The 22,455-nt window shown below is 36.5% G+C and carries 21 protein-coding genes and 1 other annotated feature; of the genes, 5 read left to right on the forward strand and 16 right to left on the reverse strand.

What is annotated here, in order from left to right:
* Positions 1–228: 228 nt before the first annotated feature.
* The 4 genes from B5V89_RS19575 to B5V89_RS19590 form a co-directional block, all read right to left on the reverse strand.
* Entirely contained in the window at positions 229–1,536 is a 1,308-nt protein-coding gene (locus B5V89_RS19575; RefSeq protein WP_108073649.1) for a DUF4179 domain-containing protein, read from the reverse strand.
* Positions 1,529–2,050: a sigma-70 family RNA polymerase sigma factor gene (locus tag B5V89_RS19580; protein WP_108073651.1), complete on the reverse strand. Its 522-nt coding sequence runs from the start codon at positions 2,048–2,050 to the stop codon at positions 1,529–1,531. The genes B5V89_RS19575 and B5V89_RS19580 overlap by 8 nt, the downstream gene beginning before the upstream one ends.
* A 115-nt stretch (positions 2,051–2,165) precedes the next feature.
* Positions 2,166–2,963: an SDR family NAD(P)-dependent oxidoreductase gene (locus tag B5V89_RS19585; RefSeq protein WP_107920124.1), complete on the reverse strand. Its 798-nt coding sequence runs from the start codon at positions 2,961–2,963 to the stop codon at positions 2,166–2,168.
* A gap of 14 nt (positions 2,964–2,977) precedes the next feature.
* Positions 2,978–3,940: an MBL fold metallo-hydrolase gene (locus B5V89_RS19590; RefSeq protein ID WP_108073653.1), complete on the reverse strand. Its 963-nt coding sequence runs from the start codon at positions 3,938–3,940 to the stop codon at positions 2,978–2,980.
* Between the two features lie 174 nt (positions 3,941–4,114).
* Positions 4,115–4,328: a binding site (T-box leader), on the forward strand.
* Between the two features lie 46 nt (positions 4,329–4,374).
* Between B5V89_RS19590 and proC the strand changes: the two genes are divergently transcribed.
* Together proC and namA are read left to right on the forward strand one after the other, a co-directional pair.
* Positions 4,375–5,187 (forward strand): pyrroline-5-carboxylate reductase, encoded by an 813-nt coding sequence (proC, locus tag B5V89_RS19595; protein WP_108073655.1) that lies wholly within the window; start codon positions 4,375–4,377, stop codon positions 5,185–5,187.
* A gap of 87 nt (positions 5,188–5,274) precedes the next feature.
* Entirely contained in the window at positions 5,275–6,294 is a 1,020-nt protein-coding gene (gene namA / locus B5V89_RS19600) for an NADPH dehydrogenase NamA (protein WP_108073657.1), read from the forward strand.
* 35 nt (positions 6,295–6,329) lie between these two features.
* Here the strand turns inward: namA and rnz are convergent, their stop codons facing one another.
* A complete protein-coding gene (gene rnz, locus B5V89_RS19605; RefSeq protein WP_108073659.1) occupies positions 6,330–7,247 on the reverse strand; it encodes a ribonuclease Z in 918 nt (305 codons plus the stop codon).
* 223 nt (positions 7,248–7,470) lie between these two features.
* Between rnz and zwf the strand changes: the two genes are divergently transcribed.
* Together zwf and B5V89_RS19615 are read left to right on the forward strand one after the other, a co-directional pair.
* Positions 7,471–8,970 (forward strand): glucose-6-phosphate dehydrogenase, encoded by a 1,500-nt coding sequence (zwf, locus tag B5V89_RS19610; protein ID WP_108073661.1) that lies wholly within the window; start codon positions 7,471–7,473, stop codon positions 8,968–8,970.
* Between the two features lie 119 nt (positions 8,971–9,089).
* Positions 9,090–9,539, forward strand: coding sequence for a YueI family protein (locus tag B5V89_RS19615; protein ID WP_108073663.1), 450 nt, complete (start codon positions 9,090–9,092; stop codon positions 9,537–9,539).
* A gap of 3 nt (positions 9,540–9,542) precedes the next feature.
* On the opposite strand, the gene B5V89_RS19620 is transcribed toward B5V89_RS19615, so the two are convergent.
* The 5 genes from B5V89_RS19620 to mce all read right to left on the reverse strand — a co-directional run bounded on the left by B5V89_RS19620 (position 9,543) and on the right by mce (position 14,542).
* Positions 9,543–10,739, reverse strand: coding sequence for a DNA polymerase IV (locus B5V89_RS19620; protein ID WP_066234562.1), 1,197 nt, complete (start codon positions 10,737–10,739; stop codon positions 9,543–9,545).
* Positions 10,740–10,817: 78 nt separating this feature from the next.
* Positions 10,818–11,336 carry a chemotaxis protein CheW gene (locus tag B5V89_RS19625; RefSeq protein WP_244913551.1) on the reverse strand — a complete coding sequence of 173 codons (519 nt, stop codon included), beginning with the start codon at positions 11,334–11,336 and terminating at the stop codon, positions 10,818–10,820.
* Between the two features lie 21 nt (positions 11,337–11,357).
* Entirely contained in the window at positions 11,358–12,479 is a 1,122-nt protein-coding gene (locus B5V89_RS19630) for a tripeptidase T (RefSeq protein ID WP_066234560.1), read from the reverse strand.
* Positions 12,480–12,548: 69 nt separating this feature from the next.
* Entirely contained in the window at positions 12,549–14,099 is a 1,551-nt protein-coding gene (locus tag B5V89_RS19635; protein WP_108073665.1) for an acyl-CoA carboxylase subunit beta, read from the reverse strand.
* Between the two features lie 38 nt (positions 14,100–14,137).
* Entirely contained in the window at positions 14,138–14,542 is a 405-nt protein-coding gene (gene mce, locus B5V89_RS19640; RefSeq protein ID WP_108073667.1) for a methylmalonyl-CoA epimerase, read from the reverse strand.
* Positions 14,543–14,704: 162 nt separating this feature from the next.
* On the opposite strand from mce, the gene prli42 reads away from it, so the two are divergent.
* Positions 14,705–14,797, forward strand: a complete 93-nt coding sequence (gene prli42, locus B5V89_RS19645; RefSeq protein WP_108073669.1) for a stressosome-associated protein Prli42 — start codon at positions 14,705–14,707, stop codon at positions 14,795–14,797.
* A gap of 19 nt (positions 14,798–14,816) precedes the next feature.
* Here prli42 and B5V89_RS19650 read toward each other — a convergent pair whose 3' ends face one another.
* From B5V89_RS19650 to B5V89_RS19675, 6 genes are all read right to left on the reverse strand, one after another.
* Positions 14,817–15,797 (reverse strand): aromatic acid exporter family protein, encoded by a 981-nt coding sequence (locus tag B5V89_RS19650; protein ID WP_108073671.1) that lies wholly within the window; start codon positions 15,795–15,797, stop codon positions 14,817–14,819.
* Positions 15,798–15,877: 80 nt separating this feature from the next.
* Positions 15,878–16,315, reverse strand: coding sequence for a BrxA/BrxB family bacilliredoxin (locus tag B5V89_RS19655; protein WP_066234553.1), 438 nt, complete (start codon positions 16,313–16,315; stop codon positions 15,878–15,880).
* 243 nt (positions 16,316–16,558) lie between these two features.
* Positions 16,559–17,668: a methylmalonyl Co-A mutase-associated GTPase MeaB gene (gene meaB, locus B5V89_RS19660; protein WP_108073673.1), complete on the reverse strand. Its 1,110-nt coding sequence runs from the start codon at positions 17,666–17,668 to the stop codon at positions 16,559–16,561.
* On the reverse strand, positions 17,669–19,840 hold the full coding sequence (gene scpA, locus B5V89_RS19665) for a methylmalonyl-CoA mutase (RefSeq protein WP_108073675.1): 2,172 nt from the start codon (positions 19,838–19,840) through the stop codon (positions 17,669–17,671).
* Positions 19,841–21,700 carry a methylmalonyl-CoA mutase family protein gene (locus tag B5V89_RS19670; protein WP_108073677.1) on the reverse strand — a complete coding sequence of 620 codons (1,860 nt, stop codon included), beginning with the start codon at positions 21,698–21,700 and terminating at the stop codon, positions 19,841–19,843. It lies immediately after the preceding gene.
* 122 nt (positions 21,701–21,822) lie between these two features.
* On the reverse strand, positions 21,823–22,455 hold a 633-nt coding region (locus B5V89_RS19675; RefSeq protein WP_244913552.1), incomplete at its 5' end, for a TrkA C-terminal domain-containing protein.

Here is a 22,455-nt window from a genome sequence, read left to right on the forward strand (position 1 = left end):
ACTAATGTTAGTATGTTTAAGCTATTTTCAGTGCTATTCTCTAATTAAGAGAAATTTTTCCGCTTATTTATCAAACTCATTTTAGCATCTTAATGCACTTATGGTTTTGTGAAAAAAAGGCTTAGAGACATTTACAGCTCTAAGCCTTTTTGACTGTGAAGTTTGGTCTGTAACTTACCGTTCTGCACCTCACAAGTACACCCGTTACTAAAATAGACGAGTTTTTACTTACTTTATTTGAATTTTCACATCCGTATTGATATAAGCAGGATAATCAATGAGTTTTAATGTAATCGGCTTTTTGGAAATCGCATTATTTATTTTGTATGGAAAACCGATTTTTCCCCCATCAGCTTCCCAAATATAAGTGGAAAGTCGATGCATTTTTCCAGTAAAATCCGTATAGCTATCAAAAATTTGGCCATTGAATTTCTCATTTAAATAAAACATCAAAAGATCAGTCGAATCATCGAATGCACCAAATTCAACTTTGTGCAACTGCCCGTCTTTGGGAGCTTGAATAATTTTCTTTTTAAATGGGTCGATAACAACATTCAATTCATCTTTGTCTAGAGCTCTTATTTTATTAAAAACTAAGAAAAGTTTCTTTGGCTGTTCAAAATAATTACTTTGCAAAAAATAAGTCTTTTCATCATTTCCCCCATGGGCAACAATTCCGTTTTGGATTTTTGACCAGGCTTCACCATTCTCATCAACAAACCGGAGATCTTGAATATCAAAAATCTCTTTTGAGTTTTGTGTAGGGAATTTCACATTAATTCCTACTCTTGTCGGGGAAAAAGTGATGTGATCAATAAGAATTTGTTGATTCTCAACAGTCACTGTCTTTTTCATTGGAATTGTTTTTTTCTTGCCGATTTTATTTTGGTCGATAGAAAAAGGAATTCTCCACTCCTCATTATATTTTTCAAATTTCATAACAAGAGTTAATTTTCCTTTAGGAATCGGTTCAGCGAATTCAAAAGTGCCATCCGAAATGCTGGTTTCATATTGATTGCGGCGATCTCCCCCACAGCAAGAGGAAGAACCTGTTTTTAATTTCTCTCCATTTTCCTTTTCAATATATACATCCTTAGACCAAACTTGTTTGGGAAGTTTCTTGCTCGATTTAAAAGAATAGAAAACAACCAATTGTTCCTCGTCTGTAATAATGGAATCAAGAGTCACTTTAAATCCATGATGCTCATCGGAACGATTCACTTTTTGAAAATACTCGTTATCCACAGCGGCTAGTAATCCCTTATTATCTTGAACCAATTCGACAATATGCTCCATTCCAGGAATTTTTTTTATATAGGAGGCAAATGTATCAGACACCCGTATAGAACCGAGAAAAATAATGATAAAGGAGGCAGCCAAAATAATTGTTTTTTTCCAGAGAGAGTAGTGTTTTTTCCGACGTTTTGCTTTTTGTATTCCAGTAAAAATTGCTTGATTTAATTGCTCTTCAGGAATCGTTGCCGTATCGATCTCCTGTTTCACACTTTGCAGCTGCTTTTCTTCTTTTTCAAACATGATTTTCTACCCCTCCCTCTTCTAAATGAAGCTTTAATTGTCGGAGTCCTTTATAAAGCCATGTCTTTACCGTACTTTCCGGGCAATTCAATAGTTTAGCGATATCAGAGATTTTCATATCATGAAAGTATTTTAAAATAATTACATGACTTTGTTTATCATCTAATTGTCTAACAGCTTCATAGAGATCTAGATTCATTAGATCTTCTTTACCACCTGCAATGTGTGACATATCATCATAATGAATAACGCGATTACGTTTTTTTAATTCATCATTGCAATAATTAATTAATATCCGAATGATCCATGTTGAAAAAAATTGAGGATTTTTTAATTTCTTAATCGCTTTAAAGCTTCGAAAGGATGTTTCCTGAACAGCTTCAAGGGCAGCTTCTTCATTTTTCATATAGGAAAGAGCAATCCGATAAAGCTGCTCTTTATGCTCAAGCAATAGCTGATAAAAGGCGGCATCATCACCTTTTTTCGCTTTCTTCACTAGAGAAATAATATCCATCTGCTTCCCCCTTTCATTCATTAGACATTTGAGTCTTTAAAAAAGTTTTAGTGTTTTCACATTTATTGCTTCTCAATAGAAAAAACCCGGATACAAATCGATCCGGGTTACGTCCTTACTTTTTGAAAAACGCCTTTCTCCCTAGCCGTTCTACAGTTCGAGGAAATAAAGTGTAGATAAGGCTTCCCGCATTCATCCAACCGGGCGCATTGATTTCTCTGCGTTTTGTCAGCATGCTGTCAACAATTTTCTTCGCTAACTTTTCCGGATTCAGCATATATTTTTCAACACTTTTTGCGTAAGTTCCGGATTTATCAGCTACTTGAAAAAAATTAGTCGCAATCGGGCCAGGATTAACTGTTGTCACAAAGACGTTATATGGCGACAATTCCATTCTTATGCTATTAGAATATCCGATAACGGCGAACTTTGTTGCTGCATAGACACTTGATTTAGGAGTGGCCATTTTCCCAGCTTGGGAGGCAATATTAATGATATGTCCGGATTTGTTCGTTCGCATTGATGGGATGACCTCTTTCGTACAGGCCATTAATCCAACGACATTCACATCAAACATTCCTTTAATATCGGACATAGAGGCAGAATGCGCCTCTTCAAAAACACCGTATCCCGCATTATTAACTAACACATCAATGTTTCCAAACTCCTCTCGAATTTTTTGAAAAACAGTAGGAATCTGTTCATGTGCGGAAACATCTAAAAATTGAATGCTACATTTTATTGAATATTTTTCTTCTATATTACGTTTCATCACCTTCAATTTTTCAATATTGCGAGCCAAAAGGACAAGATTGGCCCTATCTTTTGCACATTTGCAGGCAATCTGTTCACCTAAACCTCCGGATGCCCCTGTAATGACAATGGTTTTGTTTTGAAGACGATGATTCGTCATTTCGTTCACTCCTATTACGCACAAAAATAAGCGATACCTTCTTCATTCACTACTTTCTTGATGGCTTCTTTTGAGAGCAAGAAGTCTAATTGAGCGGTCGTTTCCGATAAAGTCAGTCCTAATTCTTTTTGATAAACTGCAGGGAAGAGCCTTTGACAGATTTCAAATGTCGTTAAAGCTTTCTCTTTAATCATTTCTCTTACTTGCATCGCCCGATCATGCTGTCTTTGCAGCCTGCGTTCAACCAAAGCATGGACATCTTTTACTTCCGCTCCATGCCCGGTAAAAGCTATGGAAATATCATAATCAAAAAGCTTCTTTAAAGAAGCATTATATTGCAATTGAGGCTTTGGACGCTCGCTCTCTTTAGATAGTGGTGGTTCCAATAATGGATTAGAAGAAATTTTCGCAAGTATATGATCACCTGCAATCATTGTGCCATCCTTTTCACGATAAAAGGATAGATGACTTTGCGCATGTCCAAGTGTTTCAAGTATGTTCCAATCTTCAAATCCTGGAATACAATCTCCTTCATTTATTATATCAGTTAGCGAACGACTAGCAGAAAACCTTAATGGCGATTTCCATTTTTTTAATAGTTGAGCAAATTCACCATGTACACCAAATTCACGAAATAAGGTTAAATAAAATTGATCATGTGCGCTAAAAAACGCTTCATCAAAAGAAAGATACGGCTTGCAGTACTGATGCCCGAAAATCTTAATCTCTTGAGGTAACCATTCTAGCAATCCCACATGATCGGGATGGTGATGGGTTAAAATAACTTGCTCAATATCATTCGGCGTATATCCTAATTGTGATAGTTGATATGTAAAGGATTCCCATGCTTCCTTTGTTTTTACCCCTGCATCGATTAGTGTTAATACATCCCCTTTAATAATATACACATTGACATCACCTACAGCAAAAGGTGTAGGCAATGAGATTTTCGCAATATTACCAATCCAAGAAACCATTTGTCTGCATCCCCTTATTTTTATATTTCTATAATATTCTAAATGATTAATACATATATTGTACCGATAAGAATGAAAAATGTCATTATATTAATATAAAAATGCAGAAAATTATAAAAAAAGAACACTTGACAAACAAGCCATTTCTTTTGCATAATCTATATAATTTAAAAAATAATCGCAATGACCAAGGCTAGTAAATAAAAAATGATGATAGAGAGTGAAGTTCATCGGCTGAAAGACTTCACCATCCGCTTTTTTATTGAACCTACCTTGAGAGCTTATTGGCAAACCAATACGTCTCCGGCGTTAACGGCATGAGATGAATGTAAAAAAGTTTTTTACATTTAATAAAGGTGGTACCGCGAATAACCCTTTCGTCCTTTTTGGATGAGAGGGTTTTTATTTTACATCAAAATTTTGGAGGGATATAGATGAAAATTTCATTTGTCGGTGCTGGATCTATGGCTGAAGCAATTATTAGCGGCATGACTCAAAAGAAATTAATCGATCATAAAAATATTTATGTAACGAATCGTTCAGACAATGTAAAACTATCTACATTAAAGGAAAAATATAAAATACAAACAACATATAGTATGAAAAATCTCCTAGAACAAACAGACATCGTCTTCCTTGCTGTTAAACCGAAAGACGCCAAAGATGCATTGCTAGCTATTCGCCCCTATCTTCATTCAACGACGTTGGTCATTTCTGTTTTGGCAGGTATATCGCTCTCCTTTATTGAATCAATCGTAGATGGTCCGATTATTCGTGCCATGCCAAACACATCTGCTGCAATCGGAAAGTCAGCAACAGCCCTAGCTTACAATGATAAAGTTTCAAATGAACAGCTAAATATCACCATAAATTTATTATCATCCATAGGTAAAACTACTATCGTTGAGGAAGAGAAGCTTGATGCAATAACAGGATTATCTGGTAGTGGCCCAGCTTATATTTACTATATTGCAGAAGCAATGGAACAATCAGCACAAGAAATAGGATTGGAAAAAACAGAAGCGAAAAAATTAATAATCCAAACATTACTAGGTGCAGCGGAAATGTTGGAGTTATCCGGAAAATCACCGGCCGATTTACGGAAGTCGGTAACAAGCCCAGGCGGAACAACAGAAGCGGGTATTCGTGTCTTGGATAACAGTCATGTAAAGGAAGCATTTATTCATTGCATCAAAGAAGCGACGACACAATCGAAAAGACTCGCACAAATAAATAGTAAGAAATAACTATAGTTTAACAATCAAGTTTCTTTCCTTAACCAACTCACATTGCTATAATTTGTATTCAAGAAAGATTTAAGGAGGGAATAACTTTTGACTGTAAAATTATTTGAACCATATACACTAAAAAATGTTACGTTAAAAAATAGGATTGTTATGTCACCGATGTGTATGTATTCTTGCGAAAATGAAGATGGCATCGTTAATGACTGGCACCGAACACACTATACGAGCCGTGCGGTCGGTCAAGTAGGATTGATCATTCTTGAAGCGACAGCCGTAACACCACAAGGAAGGATTAGTCCCCAAGATTTAGGGATTTGGAGCGATGATCATATTGAAGGCTTAGCCGATTTAGTGCGAATGATCAAATCTCATGGATCTGTTGCCGGTATTCAAATCGCCCATGCTGGAAGAAAAGCTGAACTTGAGGGAGAAATAGTTGCGCCTTCAGCCATCGCTTTCAATGAAAAAAGCAAAACACCGAAAGAAATGAGTAAAGAAGAGATCAAAGAAACAGTGGAAGCTTTTAAACAAGGGGTTTTGCGTGCAAAAAAAGCCGGCTTCGAGGTCATCGAACTTCATGGCGCACATGGTTATTTAATTAATGAATTCTTATCTCCACTTTCTAACCAAAGAACAGATGAGTATGGTGGTTCTGCAGAAAATCGCTACCGTTTCTTGAAAGAAATCATTGAAGAAGTGAAATTAATATGGGATGGCCCATTAATGGTGCGTGTGTCGGCAAATGATTACCATCCTGAAGGACTTGCACCAGAAGATTATGTTCAATTTGGTAAGTGGATGAAGGATCAAGGGGTAGACTTAATTGATGTAAGTTCTGGGGCAGTTGTTCCAGCAAGAATCTCTGTATTTCCTAGTTATCAAGTTCCTTTCGCTCAAAAAATTAAAGAAGAAGCAGGCGTTGATACGGGAGCAGTCGGATTAATCACCTCCCCATTACAAGCGGAGGAAATTTTGCAAAATGGACGTGCTGATTTAGTTTTATTAGCTCGTGAATTATTAAGAGATCCCTACTGGCCACGCCGTGCAGCGAAAGAACTTGGTGCCGAAATTGAAAGTCCAATACAATATGAACGTGGATGGAATTAAAAAATAAGCCTAAACGGCTTATTTTTTTTAAACCACTATTTGATTTTTATCTCCATAAAATCATGTGCAATCACACTATTAGGAAATACTTCCTTTGCTTCCTTCACTAGCTGTGGCCAATCGTCCTTTCCATATCTTGAACTAATATGTGTTAAACATAAAGTCCTTACATTGGCTTCAGAAGCAATAGTTGCTGCTTGTTTCGTTGTAGAATGAAAGTAGTCAAATGCAAGTTCTTCATTCTCAGCTGAAAAAGTAGCTTCATGAACAAGAATATCCGCATTTTGGGCTAAGTTACGTGCATTTTCACAAAATCTTGTATCGCCTAAAATAGTGATGATTTTCCCCTTTTGGTCAGGCCCTACATAATCGTTGCCATTAATGATCCGGCCGTCTTCTAATTGAACGGTCTCACCGCTTTTTAATTTCGCGTAAATCGGGCCCGGCATTATTCCATCGTTACGAAGCTTATCGACATCCAACGTACCTTTCCTATCCTTTTCAGTAATACGGTAACCAAAACTATGAATACCATGTTCTAAAACGGCAGCCTCCACAACGAATTGATCATCTTCAAAAACAATTCCCTCATCGATTTCTTTAATGACAAGCGGGTATTGCAAATGTGTTTCACTCACCTTAAGTGACACATCGATAAATTCTTTTATCCCTTTTGGGCCATATACAGTAAGTTCTGAATGACCGGCTTGAAAAGAGCGGCTACCGAGTAGTCCTGGTAAACCGTATATATGATCACCATGTAAATGAGTGATAAAAATTTTTTCGATTTTCCGTGGCTTCAGTGATGTATGTAAAATTTGATGTTGTGTGGCTTCTCCACAATCAAACAACCATATCGTTTTTCTCTCTTCCAACATTTTCAGTGCAATTGAAGTTACATTTCGTAGCTTTGCAGGTATTCCTGCGCCTGTTCCTAAAAATAAAAGATCCAAAGAGGAACCCTCCCATATATTACTATCTGCTTATTTTACCATAAACTTTTGAAAATAGCCTTTAGTGCGTTAATTGCATATCATTTGCTATTTCATCTATAAATGGAGTAAATTTAATACTTGGATATGCTAATCCTGCGAAAAAAATTTTTTCATTACTAAGTATTACCGATAATAATTGGTATCCTATAAATAGCAAGTAAAAAGGAGAGAATGAACAACAATGAATTCAAATGATTCTTCAACTTCATTAATTATGATATTCGGTGCAACCGGAGATTTAGCGAAGAGAAAACTTTACCCTTCCCTTTATCATCTATACAAAAAAGGAAAATTAGCGGATCATTTTGCAGTGATCGGTACAGCTAGACGACCATGGTCACACGAAGAATTTAGAGAAAATATTAAAGACTCGATTCATTCATTCGTTGGAGCAGATGAACAAATTGATGATTTCAGCTCGCATTTCTATTATCAACCACATGATGTCACTGACACTGAATCTTACATACAATTAAAGACATTAGCAAAAGAGCTAGATACGAAGTACTCTTTACAAGGAAATCGGATTTTCTACCTTGCGATGGCACCGGAATTTTTTGGAACAATTGCTGATCATTTAAAAGCTGATGGATTGACTGATACAAACGGCTTTAAACGTCTTGTTATTGAAAAGCCTTTCGGTCACGATTTAGAATCTGCCGAACAATTAAATGCGCAAATTCGTCAATCTTTTCCTGAAGAAGAAATTTATCGTATCGATCACTACTTAGGAAAAGCGATGGTACAAAATATTGAGGTTATTCGATTTGCGAACGCATTTTTTGAACCTCTTTGGAATAATCGTTACATTTCAAATATCCAAATTACCTCAAGTGAAAAACTAGGGGTTGAAGAACGTGCAAGATACTATGAAACAAGCGGTGCTCTAAGAGATATGGTACAAAATCATATGTTACAAATGTTGGCGTTGTTAGCAATGGAACCACCTATTCGTTTAACAACAGATGAGATTCGAAGTGAAAAAGTTAAAGTATTTCGTGCTCTCCGACCAATAGAAGGAAACGAGGTTAATGAGTATTTTGTTCGCGGACAATATGGACCGGGTACGATTGACAATAATGAAGTTGTCGGTTACCGCGATGAAATGAATGTTGATCCTAATTCACAAACTGAAACATACGTAGCGGGGAAATTAATGATTGATAACTTTAGATGGGCCGGTGTTCCTTTCTATATTCGAACAGGAAAGCGCATGACGACGAAATCAACGAAAATTGTCATTCAATTTAAAGATATTCCGATGAATCTTTATAATAATAATGAGCAGCTTCAACCAAATTTACTTGTCATTCATATTCAACCGGACGAAGGGATTACTTTGCATCTTAACGCGAAAAAATCAGGACAAAACATGCAAACCAATCCTGTTAAATTGAATTTTTCAAATGAAGGTTCCAATGGAATCAATACACCTGAGGCATATGAAAAATTACTTTACGATTGCTTACATGGTGATGCAACAAACTTTACTCATTGGGACGAAGTAGCATTGTCTTGGAAATTTGTCGACAATATTTCAGAAGTATGGGAACAAACGAATTCGGAAATCCCAAAATATGCTTCTGGTACAATGGGTCCGGAAGAAGCAGAAAAGCTTATCGAAAACGATGGTTTCTTCTGGTGGAACCTCAATGATCTTGATGTAGAAAATTGTGACTAAAAACGTATATTCATATTAAACCCATGTTGCTTCATGGGTTTCTTTTTTTTACGGAACATATTTTACACTTATGCTTACTTTGTAATAAAGGAATGTTTTTTAATGAGGAGGTTTAACAGATGTCACGCCAACCTAATTTAGATGATTATTTGCAAAAAGGAATGTATGGTGAAAAACAATTGAAACCTGATGAAAAAAGAAAATATCTTGGAACATTTCGAGAACGTATCGTTGTCGCTTTAAAGAAAAGTCAAGTAATGGAAAAGCAAATCTATCCCGAAGTAGAAGATTTAATGAAAAAAAATCCAAAAGCAAAGCTGTTATTAAATGGAGATTTAACTTACACTTTTTTAACTAAATATATTCAACTGGCAAAAAAACATAACAATTCGTATTCCATCGTTACGAATAACGATTCCAATACCCCAATTGGTCTTGTACTGGCGCTGGATTATGCGATTAATAAGGAAAATATCTATATAACAAAGGCAAGCAATCAACAAACAGAGACAGTTAAAAAAGAAGGGCTCTGGTCCTCCTTAAAAGGGGTGCTTATTAAAAAGAAATAATTCTCATTTTTTATTTTTATTCACCCCTCTTTGCACAGCATTTTCGCCGTATTTTTCACGCAGTTTATCGATCGCTTGATACAGTGGTTCTTTCATAGCTACTTTCTCATAGGAAAATAAGTTTAATTGTTCAACAGCATCTTGTTGTTCTACTAGATCTTGCCCTGTTACTCCGAGTAACCGAACTGGATTTCCATTCCAATGTTTAAGGAAAAGCATTTTCGCAGCGCTATATATATCTTTTTGCTGAACAACCGGATTGTTTAGTTTTCGGCTCCTCGTTATAGTGCTGCGATTTTTATATTTAATCGTGATCGAGACATTGTTTGTTAAGTAACCCTTCTTTTTCATACGCGTAGCCGTTTCCGAAGATAATTTTTCTAAAACCTTTAATAATTCTTGTTGGTTCGTGGAATCCTTTGGTAGGGTTGTGGAACTTCCTACACTTTTATAATCATTCGCAGCATTTGGATCGACTACTCGTAAATCAACACCATTCGCCTTTTCTTTCAATTTCAGTCCTCTTATACCTAATAATTTTTCAAGTTGTAAGTCATTGGTGTGAGCTAGATCTTTAATTGTTTGTATCCCTGCATCAACTAGTTTGTCTGCCGTTTTTTTGCCAATGCCGTGCATTTCGATTAACGGAAGCGGCCATATTTTTTCGGGGATGTCACGTTTTCTCAAAACGGTAATTCCCATTGGTTTTTTCATATCTGAGGCCATTTTAGCCAAAAATTTATTTGGGGCTATACCGATACTGCAGGGCAGATCTAATTCATTCACTAATTGTTGCTGAATCATTGTGGCAATTTCGTAAGGTGTCCCTAATTCATAGCTCTCCGTAATATCAATATACCCTTCGTCAATAGAAACCGGCTCTACTAGCTCAGAATATTGACGTAAAATACGAAACATTGCTTCTGATGCCTCACGATATCTCGTAAAATTAGGTCTCAATATAATTAATTGCGGACATCGTTTTTTTGCTTCCCAAACAGTCATCGTTGTTTTTACACCAAATTTACGTGCTTCATAACTGCATGTTACAACGATCCCTTTCCTCTCCTCAGGATTTCCGGCTACAGCGATCGGCTTCCCCTTTAGTGATGCATCATAGGCCATTTCAACAGAGGCAAAAAAGCTATTCATATCAACATGTAAAATGACACGTCCGTTTTTTGGGTAATATTGTTTCACCTAAATCATTTCCTTTTTTAAAGTAGGCGTTTTTTCTTTTTATATTTATACAAGCAAAAATGCATGTTTGCACATGCATCAATTGACTTGCGGTTCTTTCATATATTCTAGTATATCTTTAATTCCTTCTAATGAATGAACTAAAAGATTCGGATCAATCATCGTAATTAAGCGAGATTCTAAATTTGCTACACTACTCATGTAATTCGTTTTTTGATAGGCGACCAAACCGATTTGTGTTAATGTGTCATTTGGTATATCAAGAATTTCTTTCGCTTCTTTTACTAGTAAACCGATAGATAATTCTTCTGTATTTAACACAATTAATCGTGATTGTTCATTATGTTGTAAGAGATGACCGTATAATACATGTTCGAAATCGATGACTGGAATCAGTTCTCCTCTTGATTTTACTATACCCCTGACAAACGGGGGCAAATTTGGAATCAATGTAATATTTTCGAATTTTTCTATTGAAATGACATAATCAACAGAAATTCCGTATTCTTCGTTACCAATTTGAAAGATAATTGCTTTTTCATTTACTGCCACACCTAAATCCTCCACTTTCATTTTAGAAACTAGACCATTTTCCATGGTCTAGTTTCTTCTTAAAAATTATGCATTTGCAACTTCTTGAACAATAGCTACAACCATTTCTGTCAATTTAACGAGTTCTTCGACAGGCATGCGTTCGTTTGTTGTATGAATTTCTTCATAACCAACAGCTAGATTGACAGTAGGGATACCAAATCCGGCGATTACGTTCGCATCACTACCTCCACCACTTTGCTCAAGCTTGCAATCTCTGCCTATTTTAGCTGCAGCTTTTTTCGCAATTTCAACGACTTGATCGCCGTCAGCAAATTTAAATCCTGGATACATAACCTGAACTTCTACATTTGCTTTACCGCCCATTTCAACAGCAGCTTGTTCGAATGCTTCTTTCATTTTGGCAACTTGTTTCTCCATTTTATCAGGAACCAATGAACGAGCCTCAGCTAAAATATCTACACGGTCGCAAACAATATTTGTTGCTTGGCCGCCTTCGAATCTTCCGATATTTGCAGTCGTTTCTTCATCAATTCGTCCAAGCGGCATTCTTGAAATTGCTTTTGCAGCGATGGAAATAGCCGATACACCTTTTTCCGGTGCTACGCCGGCATGCGCCGTTTTCCCATGAATAACTGCCTTCACTTTTGCTTGTGTTGGTGCAGCAACAACGATATTACCAACCTTTCCGTCACTATCTAAAGCAAAACCGTATTTAGCTTTCAACAATGATGGATCTAACACTTTTGCGCCAACAAGACCGGACTCTTCGCCGACTGTAATAATGAACTGGATTGTACCATGTTCAATATTTTCCTCTTTTAATACACGTAAAGCTTCAAACATGGCAGCAAGTCCTGCTTTGTCATCAGCACCAAGAATGGTTGTCCCATCAGTAACGACATACCCATCTTTAATAGACGGTTTAACACCATTTCCCGGAACAACCGTATCCATATGTGAAGTAAAGTAAATTGTATCGGCATCTTGCTTTGTTCCTTTTAATGTACAAATCAGATTTCCCGCACCATGACCTGTTTGAGACATCGTATCATCTTCAAACACTTCTACACCTAAATCTTGAAATTTTTTCTTTAGAACTTTAGAAATATTTCCTTCATTTTTTGTTTCTGAATCAATTTGAACTAATTCTAGAAACTCATTAAGTAATCGTTCTTGATTAGCCATCTATAGAGACCTCCAATAAAAATATGTACGCTTCCTTATAAGTATATCCCTATTTTTAAATACGGACAATTATAGTGGAATATTTCCGTGTTTTTTATTTGGTCTTTCTTCTTTTTTATGGCGCATTATATCTAGCCCTTGAATTAATTTCATTCTTGTTTCCCGCGGATCAATGACATCATCTACCATTCCCCTTGAGGCAGCAACATATGGATTAGCGAATTTTTCTCGGTATTCGTCAATTTTTTGTTTTCTCGTTTCTTCAGGATTAGGACTATTTTGAATTTCTTTGGCAAAAATGATATTGGCTGCGCCTTCAGGTCCCATGACGGCAATCTCCGCATTTGGCCATGCATATACTAAATCAGCACCGATTGATTTACTATTTAAGGCAACATACGCTCCGCCAAAAGCTTTTCTCAAAATAACGGTTATTTTCGGAACGGTCGCTTCAGAATACGCATATAAGATTTTTGCACCATGACGAATAATTCCGCCATGTTCTTGCTTAATCCCAGGAAAGAAACCTGTTACATCCTCAAAAGTAATAATTGGTATATTAAAAGAATCACAGAAACGGATAAAGCGAGCTGCTTTGTCTGAAGAATCAATATCTAACCCGCCAGCCATAAACTTCGGTTGATTACAAACAAGTCCAACAGATTCCCCGTTTAGCCGTGCAAATCCAATGACAATATTTTTCGCAAATTCTTTTTGGACTTCAAAAAATGATCCTTCATCTACTACTTGATCAATAACCTTTCTAATATCATAGGGCCTGACTGCATCAAATGGAATGATATCCGTTAAATCCGGTCGATAATGATCTGTTTCATCAACTGCTAGTTTAGGTGCTTTTTCTCCATTATTCTGTGGCAAATAAGATAAAAGTGTACGTACCATTTCTAATACGCCTTCTTCATTGTTATCACGGAAATGAGCATTTCCACTGATTGTATTATGGACTTTTGAGCCGCCTAAATCTTCTGAAGAGATCTTTTCACCAGTCACAGTCTCAATCACTTTTGGACCAGTGATGAACATTTGACTTGATTCATCAACCATAAAGACAAAATCTGTAATAGCTGGAGAATAGACGGCCCCACCGGCACAAGGACCCATAATAACGGATATTTGCGGAATAACACCTGAATATATCGCATTGCGATAAAAAACATGTCCGTATCCATCCAATGATACGACACCTTCTTGAATTCTTGCTCCGCCGGAGTCATTTAATCCAATAAATGGTGCACCGTTTTTTGCCGCTAAATCCATTACATTTGCTATTTTCTCAGCATGCATTTCGCCAAGTGCACCACCAAATACAGTAAAGTCTTGGGAAAATAAATAAATTGGTCGTCCATTTACTTTTGCGTAGCCTGTGACCACACCATCGCCGGGACCTTTTACCTTATCTAATCCAAAATCATGGCTCCGGTGCTCAATAAACGGTTGTAATTCGACAAATGAACCTGGGTCAACCAATAAATCAATTCTTTCTCTCGCCGTTAATTTACCTTTTTGATGTTGTTTATCGATTTTTTCATCTCCGCCACCGAGCTCAATTTCTCGTTTCCTGTCATATAATTCATTAATTTTCTCATATATATCTGTCACTTTGATCCCTCCCTGATGTAAGTAATCAAATCAAATAACTATTTCTCGTTCTTCTCACATAGTTCATATAAAACACCATGTCCTGATTTCGGATGAAGAAATGCGACTTGTGCACCGCCAGCCCCTCGTTTTGGGGTATCTTGTATCATTTGCACACCTTTGTCTCTAAGCTCTCTTATCCGCGTTTGAATGTCGTCTACACTAAAGGCGACATGATGGATCCCTTGCCCTCGTTTTTCTAAAAATTTCGCAATTGTACTCGATTCGTTGATCGGCTCTAATAATTCCAATTTCACGTTTCCCGCATCAATGAAGGCAACCCGAATATTTTCTGATGGAACCTCTTCAATATGTAAACAAGAAAATGGAAGCGTTTCCGTATAAAACGGCAATACTTCATTAATTGAATGAACGGCGATCCCAATATGATCTACCTTTTTCATTTCTGAATCCCTCCCCAAGTTGTACCATATATACTTATACATAAAGTGTCGAAAATCCTGCAATAATTAATAAAAATGCCTTATTTAATTAGGAATAGTGGTTGTCTTCTCATCTATAAATTAATAGAATAGTATTAAGAGTTACAAGGAGTGAAGATGATTATGTCAAAAAAAGCGCAAAAAATTGTTGTTTATTTGATGATATTTGCAATGCTTGCTTCAACTGTACTTGCTGGACTAGCATGGTTACTATAATAAAAAAGCCCTAGTTAATTTAATTCTTAGCTAGGGACTTTTTTTGTACATTTTTATCTACTTTAAAATTGCTTTTAATCATTAAGTATTGTTCCATTTCTCGCATAAATTGGAATAGAGTGGCTCTTGCCTCAAATTCCTCTCTTGTTTTTGGAAGATCCATTTGTTGTATTTTCCTTTGCATAGAATAAAGCTTTTTTAATCTGTCTAAAGCTGTGTTTTTCGGTTTAATATTTTCCTTTAAGTCTTCTATAAAATCCGCCACCATCATTCTTTGTTCTACCATAGATGAAATTGATGTAATAATAGGAAGCGATCTCTCGATAATCTCAAATTGCTTTTCTCTCATTTTAAAATAGGAATAGTAAAACGATTCGTTAGTAGTAAAACGATTTTCAACATCACGAAAAGCAAGAAGCTTTGCATTTTCAATAATTTCAGCCGTTTCCGTTATTTCTTTTCCATCCCATGTATTTTTATTTGTCCTCAAATATTGAATAATTTCTTCAAAGATTAATCGGAAATTCCCTTCAATTTTCTCTTGGTATTTTAATAATTGACGATCAAGACTTGGCATGTATAAATTCATGACTAACGCTACACCAATTCCAATAAGAATAATCGCAAATTCATTTACAACAAGATGTGAATCGATGGATGAGGCTGCAAGAAAATGTAAAATAATGACACTACTTGATACAACCCCTTCATTTATTTTTAACATGACTGTAACAGGAATAAATATAAGCAAAACAAGACCGATGACAAATGGATGCTGTCCAAGTATGGTGAAAAATAATGTTGATAAGATCATCGCAATTACACAGGCAGCAAACCTGCTCCATGCCGCTTTTACTGATTTTTTCTTTGTGCTTTGGATGCAAAGAATGGCTAATATTCCCGCAGAAAAATAATTCTGTAAATCGAATATTTGCGCAATATAGATAGCAACTGGTGTGGCAATAGCGGTTTTCATTGTACGATAGCCGATTTTGAACATAATTTAACTCCCATTATTTACTCTTTTATAATAGAATTTCACAAAAAAATCCGGTTATGAACCGGATTTTTTTATCCAACTTAAATTTCTTCACAATATTGATCGAAATATTCTTGGAGCTTATTAACAACTGACATTGGGTCATGACCTTCAATTTCATGACGCTCAACCATTGTCAATAGTTTTCCATCTTTTAATAACGCAAATGATGGTGAGGAAGGTGGATAGCCTTCAAAATAACTTCTTGCTTTTGCCGTTGCTTCCTTATCTTGCCCGGCAAATACAGTTACTAGTTGATCCGGCCGCTTATCGTGATGAATAGCATGTGCAGCAGCAGGACGTGCAATTCCGCCGGCACAACCACATACAGAATTTACAAGCACTAATGTTGTCCCTTTTTTCGTTAATGCCTCGTCTACTTCTTCGACTGTTTTTAGCTCTTTATAACCAGATGCAGTCGCCTCTTCTCGAGCTTGTCGTACTACATCATTCATGAATAAATTAAAATCCATACTCATATTCTCGCTTCCTTCCATACAATATCTACTTTCTCATAATAGCAGGTTTTCTTTTAATTATACAAATAATCAAATCCCCAATAAGAAAATAGTTAAATTGTTAGCAACTTTATAAAAAAATAAGATTAAGTATTTTGAAAACGGGTATGATAATAATACATCTAGATCCATACCCCTAAACTCCCTAGATGTTTTTTTGGATAGCGATTATCGCTGTCCTTTTTTAATGTAAGTGATTATCTATTATTTATTAAAATATTGCTCAAATAAACTGTCCACAGCTAGTGAAACGGTAGTATCACCGTTAATGACTGCTTGTTGGAAATACGGTAGTAATTTTTTTATTTCCGGGTGCTGATAAAACGTATAATGGAGTCGTTCGGTTATTTGTGAGGCCATCCATTCCTTCGCTTGCTCTTTTCTTCTTTCTATAAAAACACCACTTTGTTCCGTAATCTTTTTAAATTTTGTTATAACATCCCAAATTTCTTCCATTCCATCTCCATTAATAGATGAACATGTATATGCTTTCGTTTCCCAACCTTTTGTTGGAGGCATCAGAAAATGGAGAATCTGATTATATTCCCGGCGTGTTTTTTCTGCTAATGGTTTATTTACCCCATCCGCCTTGTTTACGACAACTGCGTCAGCCAACTCCATGATTCCTTTTTTCATCCCTTGCAGTTGATCACCAGCACCTGTAATGGTAAGGAGCATAAAAAAGTCAACCATTCCTCTAACAATGACTTCACTTTGGCCTACTCCAACTGTTTCAACAATTATAATATCAAAACCCGCGGCCTCACACGCTAAAATGGTTTCCCTCGTTTTCCGATGAACACCACCTAGCGTGCCTGAAGATGGCGATGGCCTAATAAAAGCATTGTTATTACGTACGAGCCGCTCCATCCTCGTTTTATCCCCTAAAATACTTCCTCCACTAATAGTAGAACTTGGATCAATCGCAAGTACTGCCACCCGGTATCCACGCTCACACAATAGTGAACCGAATTCTTCAATAAACGTACTCTTACCTGCTCCGGGAACCCCCGTAATTCCGATACGAATCGATTTACCTGTATAGGGAAGCAATTGTCCTAACATTTGTTGCGCTTGGCTAAAATGATGTGATGCATTGCTTTCAATTAATGTAATCGCCTTTGCCAGCATCATGCGATCGCCACTAAGCACCTTATTTACTAAAGTATTCACTGAAATCTCATCATTTTTTCGCTTTTGAAATGATTTTTTTGAAGACTTATGAACTCCATCATGTGTGGACGGAATTCCCGGCATGTAAGATGATGTCTCATGCTTTGAATCAGACCATTCAGGACGCCTCGAATCCATCATTTAATCATTCACTTCCTCATAGCCTAAACGATGATAAATTTCTTCAATCACCTTACCCGCAGCTACCGGAATAACAGTGCCTGGTCCGAAGATAGCCGCCGCACCGTTTTCTTTTAAAAATTCATAATCCTGTGCTGGAATGACTCCGCCAATTACTACTACAATATCTTCTCTGCCGATTTTTTTTAATTCTGAAATTAACTGCGGCAATAATGTCTTATGTCCTGCCGCTAAAGAGCTCACACCGATAACATGAACATCATTCTCTGCGGCTTGTTTAGCAGTTTCATCCGGCGTTTGGAATAAAGGACCGATATCAACATCAAAGCCTAAATCGGCAAATGCCGTGGCGATAATTTTTGCCCCACGATCATGACCATCCTGGCCCATTTTCGCAATTAATATCCGCGGCCTTCTTCCTTCATTCTCCAAAAATTGGTCTGTCATTTCTTGCACTTCTTTAATTTCTTCGTCATTTGAAAAATGAGAGCTATACACTCCACTCACGGATCGAATAACTGCTTTATGTCTTCCGGAAACTGCTTCGATTGCATCTGATATTTCACCCAATGTTGCCCTGGCACGAGCTGCACAAACGGCAAGTTCTAATAGATTACCCTTTCCTGTTCTTGCTGCGCTAGTAATCTCGTAGAGCCTGCTTTGAACTTCTTCCTCATTCCGAGATGCTTTAAGCTCATGCAAACGTTCAATTTGCTTCTTCCTTACAACGGTATTATCAATATTTAATATATCTAATGGTTCTTCCTTCTCTAAGCGGTAACGATTCACACCGATAATCGTTTCTGTTCCCGAATCAATAAGCGCCTGTCTTCTCGCAGAGGCCTCCTCAATTCTCATCTTTGGTAACCCCGTTTCAATCGCTTTTGTCATACCTCCCAAACTTTCAATTTCTTCAATATGCTCCCACGCTTTCTTCATTAATTCATTTGTAAGGGATTCGACATAATAAGACCCTCCCCAAGGATCGATTACATTGGTTATTCCTGTCTCTTCTTGTAAATACAGCTGAGTATTGCGAGCAATTCTTGCGGAAAAATCAGTAGGCAAAGCAATCGCTTCATCAAGGGCATTTGTATGCAGTGACTGAGTATGCCCCATCGCAGCCGCGTGAGCCTCGATAAGCGTTCTTGTTACATTATTAAATGGATCTTGTTCGGTTAAGCTCCAACCGGAAGTCTGTGAATGCGTACGCAAAGCAAGGGATTTTGAATTTTGCGGGTTAAATGGCTTCATCAACTGTGCCCAAATTCTTCGTGCAGCACGCATTTTTGCCACTTCCATAAAATAATTCATCCCTATTGCCCAAAAAAATGATAATCTTGGAGCGAAAGAATCGATATCGATTCCTGCTTTAATTCCTGTACGAACATACTCCAGACCATCTGCTAATGTATAAGCAAGTTCAAGATCAGCCGGAGCACCTGCTTCTTGCATATGATAGCCTGAGATTGAAATACTATTAAATTTCGGCATCTTTTTAGACGTATACTCAAATATATCCGCAATTATTTTCATAGACATCTCCGGTGGATAAATATACGTATTACGAACCATATATTCTTTTAAAATATCATTTTGAATCGTACCGGATAATTTTTCCGGTGGAACTCCTTGTTCCTCTGCTGTAACGATATAAAATGCAAGAATTGGCAATACTGCACCATTCATTGTCATGGAAACAGACATTTGATCTAAAGGGATTCCTTCAAACAATATTTTCATATCTAAAATCGAATCTATCGCTACTCCGGCTTTTCCTACATCACCAACTACACGAGGATGATCTGAATCGTATCCTCGATGCGTAGCCAGATCAAAAGCAACAGATAATCCTTTTTGTCCCATCGCTAAATTTCGGCGATAGAACGCATTGCTCTCCTCAGCTGTAGAAAACCCGGCATATTGCCTAACTGTCCATGGTCGATTGACATACATTGTTGGATAAGGGCCTCTTGTAAAAGGTTCTAGCCCCGGCTTATCATCTAGATGTTCAAGTGAATGTAGATCCTTCTTTGTATAAAGTGGTTTAACCATAATTTTCTCATTTGTTTCAAACAAATTTGCTTGAAACTCATCATCTTTTCTTTCTTGTTCAAAATTTGGCATGTCTTCACCAGGTTGGATCATTTGAAAATTCGGTTTATTTTTCATTTATTTCACCTCCCACAAGGTTAATAATGATGTTAGTTTTTCAATTGCATTTTGATTTTTATATATTGCATCAGATACACCAGCTGATTTCATTGCTATCCATTTTTCACCCGATATTTTCCCAGCAATATCGAGAATAAAATGTGAAGTTTGTCCTTGAAACCATTCAATAATTTTCTCGTTTAACCCTTCGTATGCTTCATCATTACCGCAAAGGCAATAATAGGAAAAATTTGTTTCTTTAACAAACGTTTGTATATCTTCTAATTTAGTACATTCAGGGCTCCATACGGATTTTATTCCCCCTGTAGCTAAAAATCCTGTAACAAAATCTGCTCTTGCTTTATGATGTTTTAATTTATCTAAACAAATTAATCCAGCAATCGGAGCACGACCAGTTTCTTCTAACCCTTTTGCATGTTCTCTAAGATTTTCAAACGCTTCAGCCAATCTTACTGAAGGTAATACTTTATTCGAACTGACATTGGTTGATTGACGTTTATTTACATAGGGCACTTGTTCAGCCAGATTTGCATATACATTTGTTCCAATAAGCGATTGCTTTCTCGTGGCAACATCTGTTAATCGCTGATCGCGGATGTTCTTAATTTCTTGTTGAAGCCAGCTAGATTGAAGAACTTCAACGATACCTCCCTTTCGATCAATTAATTGGAAAAGTTCCCAAGACTTCTTCACTAGTTCATTCGTTAATGTTTCAATATAATAAGAACCGCCCGCAGGATCACTTACTTTGTTTAAGTGTGCTTCTTCCCTAAGAAGTAACTGAATATTCCTGGAGATTCTTGCTGAAAATTCATTTGTTTCCTTATAAATTTCATCAAAAGCCGATACATGTAATAAATTGACTCCGCCTAATATTGCCGAAAATGCTTCATTCCCTGCACGAAGGATATTCACATAAGGATCTAATTTCGATTTTGTTATCATGGAGGTTTCCGCACTTATCGGTACAGCCTGCTCATCTAATGTCATTTCATATGCATTGCCAATCGTCGACCAAAGCTTCCGAAAAGCTCGTAATTTAGCAATCTCCATAAAGAAATTACCGCCAATTGAAAAATGAAACACTAATTTTCTTGCTGTCTTTCCGGGTTCCCAATTTGCTTCTTTCAATCGTTCAATATAATAAACCGCTTCGGAAAGCGCGATCGCAATTTCTTGAACTGCATTCGCCCCCCCGTTATGGTAAGGAGTAGTATCGATAAAAACCGTTTTTAAGGCATTAAATTCTTGATCTGCAAGTTTAATTTGCTGCAACCAATTATTCATTTCACTACTTAATGAATTCGGAATATCCCCGTTTTCAACTCCTTTTGAAATAATATCCGTGCCCAATATCCCTTTTAATTGTTCTTTATTTGGAATCTCTCTTAATTTCGCTAGCATCGTTTTAAAATGGGCCTTTGTATGAATAAAGATGGGCGTTTGGGATAAATCAAGTTCCTCTATATCCATAAAATTTACTTGGTCAATGTCATTTAGCCTATCAATATCTATAGATAAAACTTCCTGACCACGTTTTAAAACATCAGCCAGAATGGGATGTAATTTCGCCCACTTTGTTTTCGTAAGCTTTTGAGCAATTTGCCACTTATTTTGACTGTTATCGAACTCGTCAAATCCTCTAGTATTTAACCCTGAACGAGGGTTTTGCTCGATTGATAAATGTTCGATATCCTCCTTTGTATACAAAGGTTTGAGCATAATATTTTCATATGTGCTTCGGGACAAAGAATCTATATTTCTATTTTTTAACGTTTGATTTGCTGCATCTTCCCAATCCATAACTGAATAGGCTTGAAACGTTTGATTCTTTAATTCCTTTACATTTTCACCCATGCTTTTCCCCCCATCTCCAGATGTAACCGATTGCAATTTTTATAAAATAATTTAAATTAGGAATTGCCTATCATTATTTTAATATAAAAATAACATTCAATCTAGATTTACATGATGATTATTTATTTCTCATCTCGTAAATCTTCTTGAAAAGTCGATTGAATAGCTTCTTTATTTCCATATAAGTATAAGTGATCTCCGGCCTGCAGTTTTTCTTTCATACAATCTTTTCGTATTAATACTTCTCCCCTTTTAAGTAAAATTAACAAATAATCGTCGCTTTCGTTCATTATTTCAGCACAGGTTTTAGCGATAAATGGGGACGATTTTTTTAATTCCACATCTAAAAAGGCATCGCCCTTATTTTTTAACAATACGTTTTTAATCGGGAGTTCATGAGTTTTGTACGTATGTTTAATATTATTCCTTAAATGTTTCGATAAAGCCTTTTGGAGAGCGGGTATTTTTAAAATATAAAATATAATGATTAAAACTACGGCCAAATAGGAAATTTCCTTCGTTCGAAAATCGTCAGAAAGAATGCTGCTAACAACTGAAATAATAACCGCTAACGAAAATGCGCCAAGCTTTCTTCGAAGTGGATGCTCGATGATTAATTCGGATTCACTCGTCGTAAATCCAGTACCAGTCAACATTGAAATAACTTGAAATCTAGAAATATTGTTATCTAGCCCTGTTAAAGTAAAAAGCACAACATTAATTTCTATTACTACTGTAAACGAGCACATTATTCC

The sequence above is a fragment of the Heyndrickxia sporothermodurans genome, from assembly GCF_003055045.1.
Taxonomy (GTDB): Bacteria; Bacillota; Bacilli; order Bacillales; family Bacillaceae_C; genus Heyndrickxia; species Heyndrickxia sporothermodurans.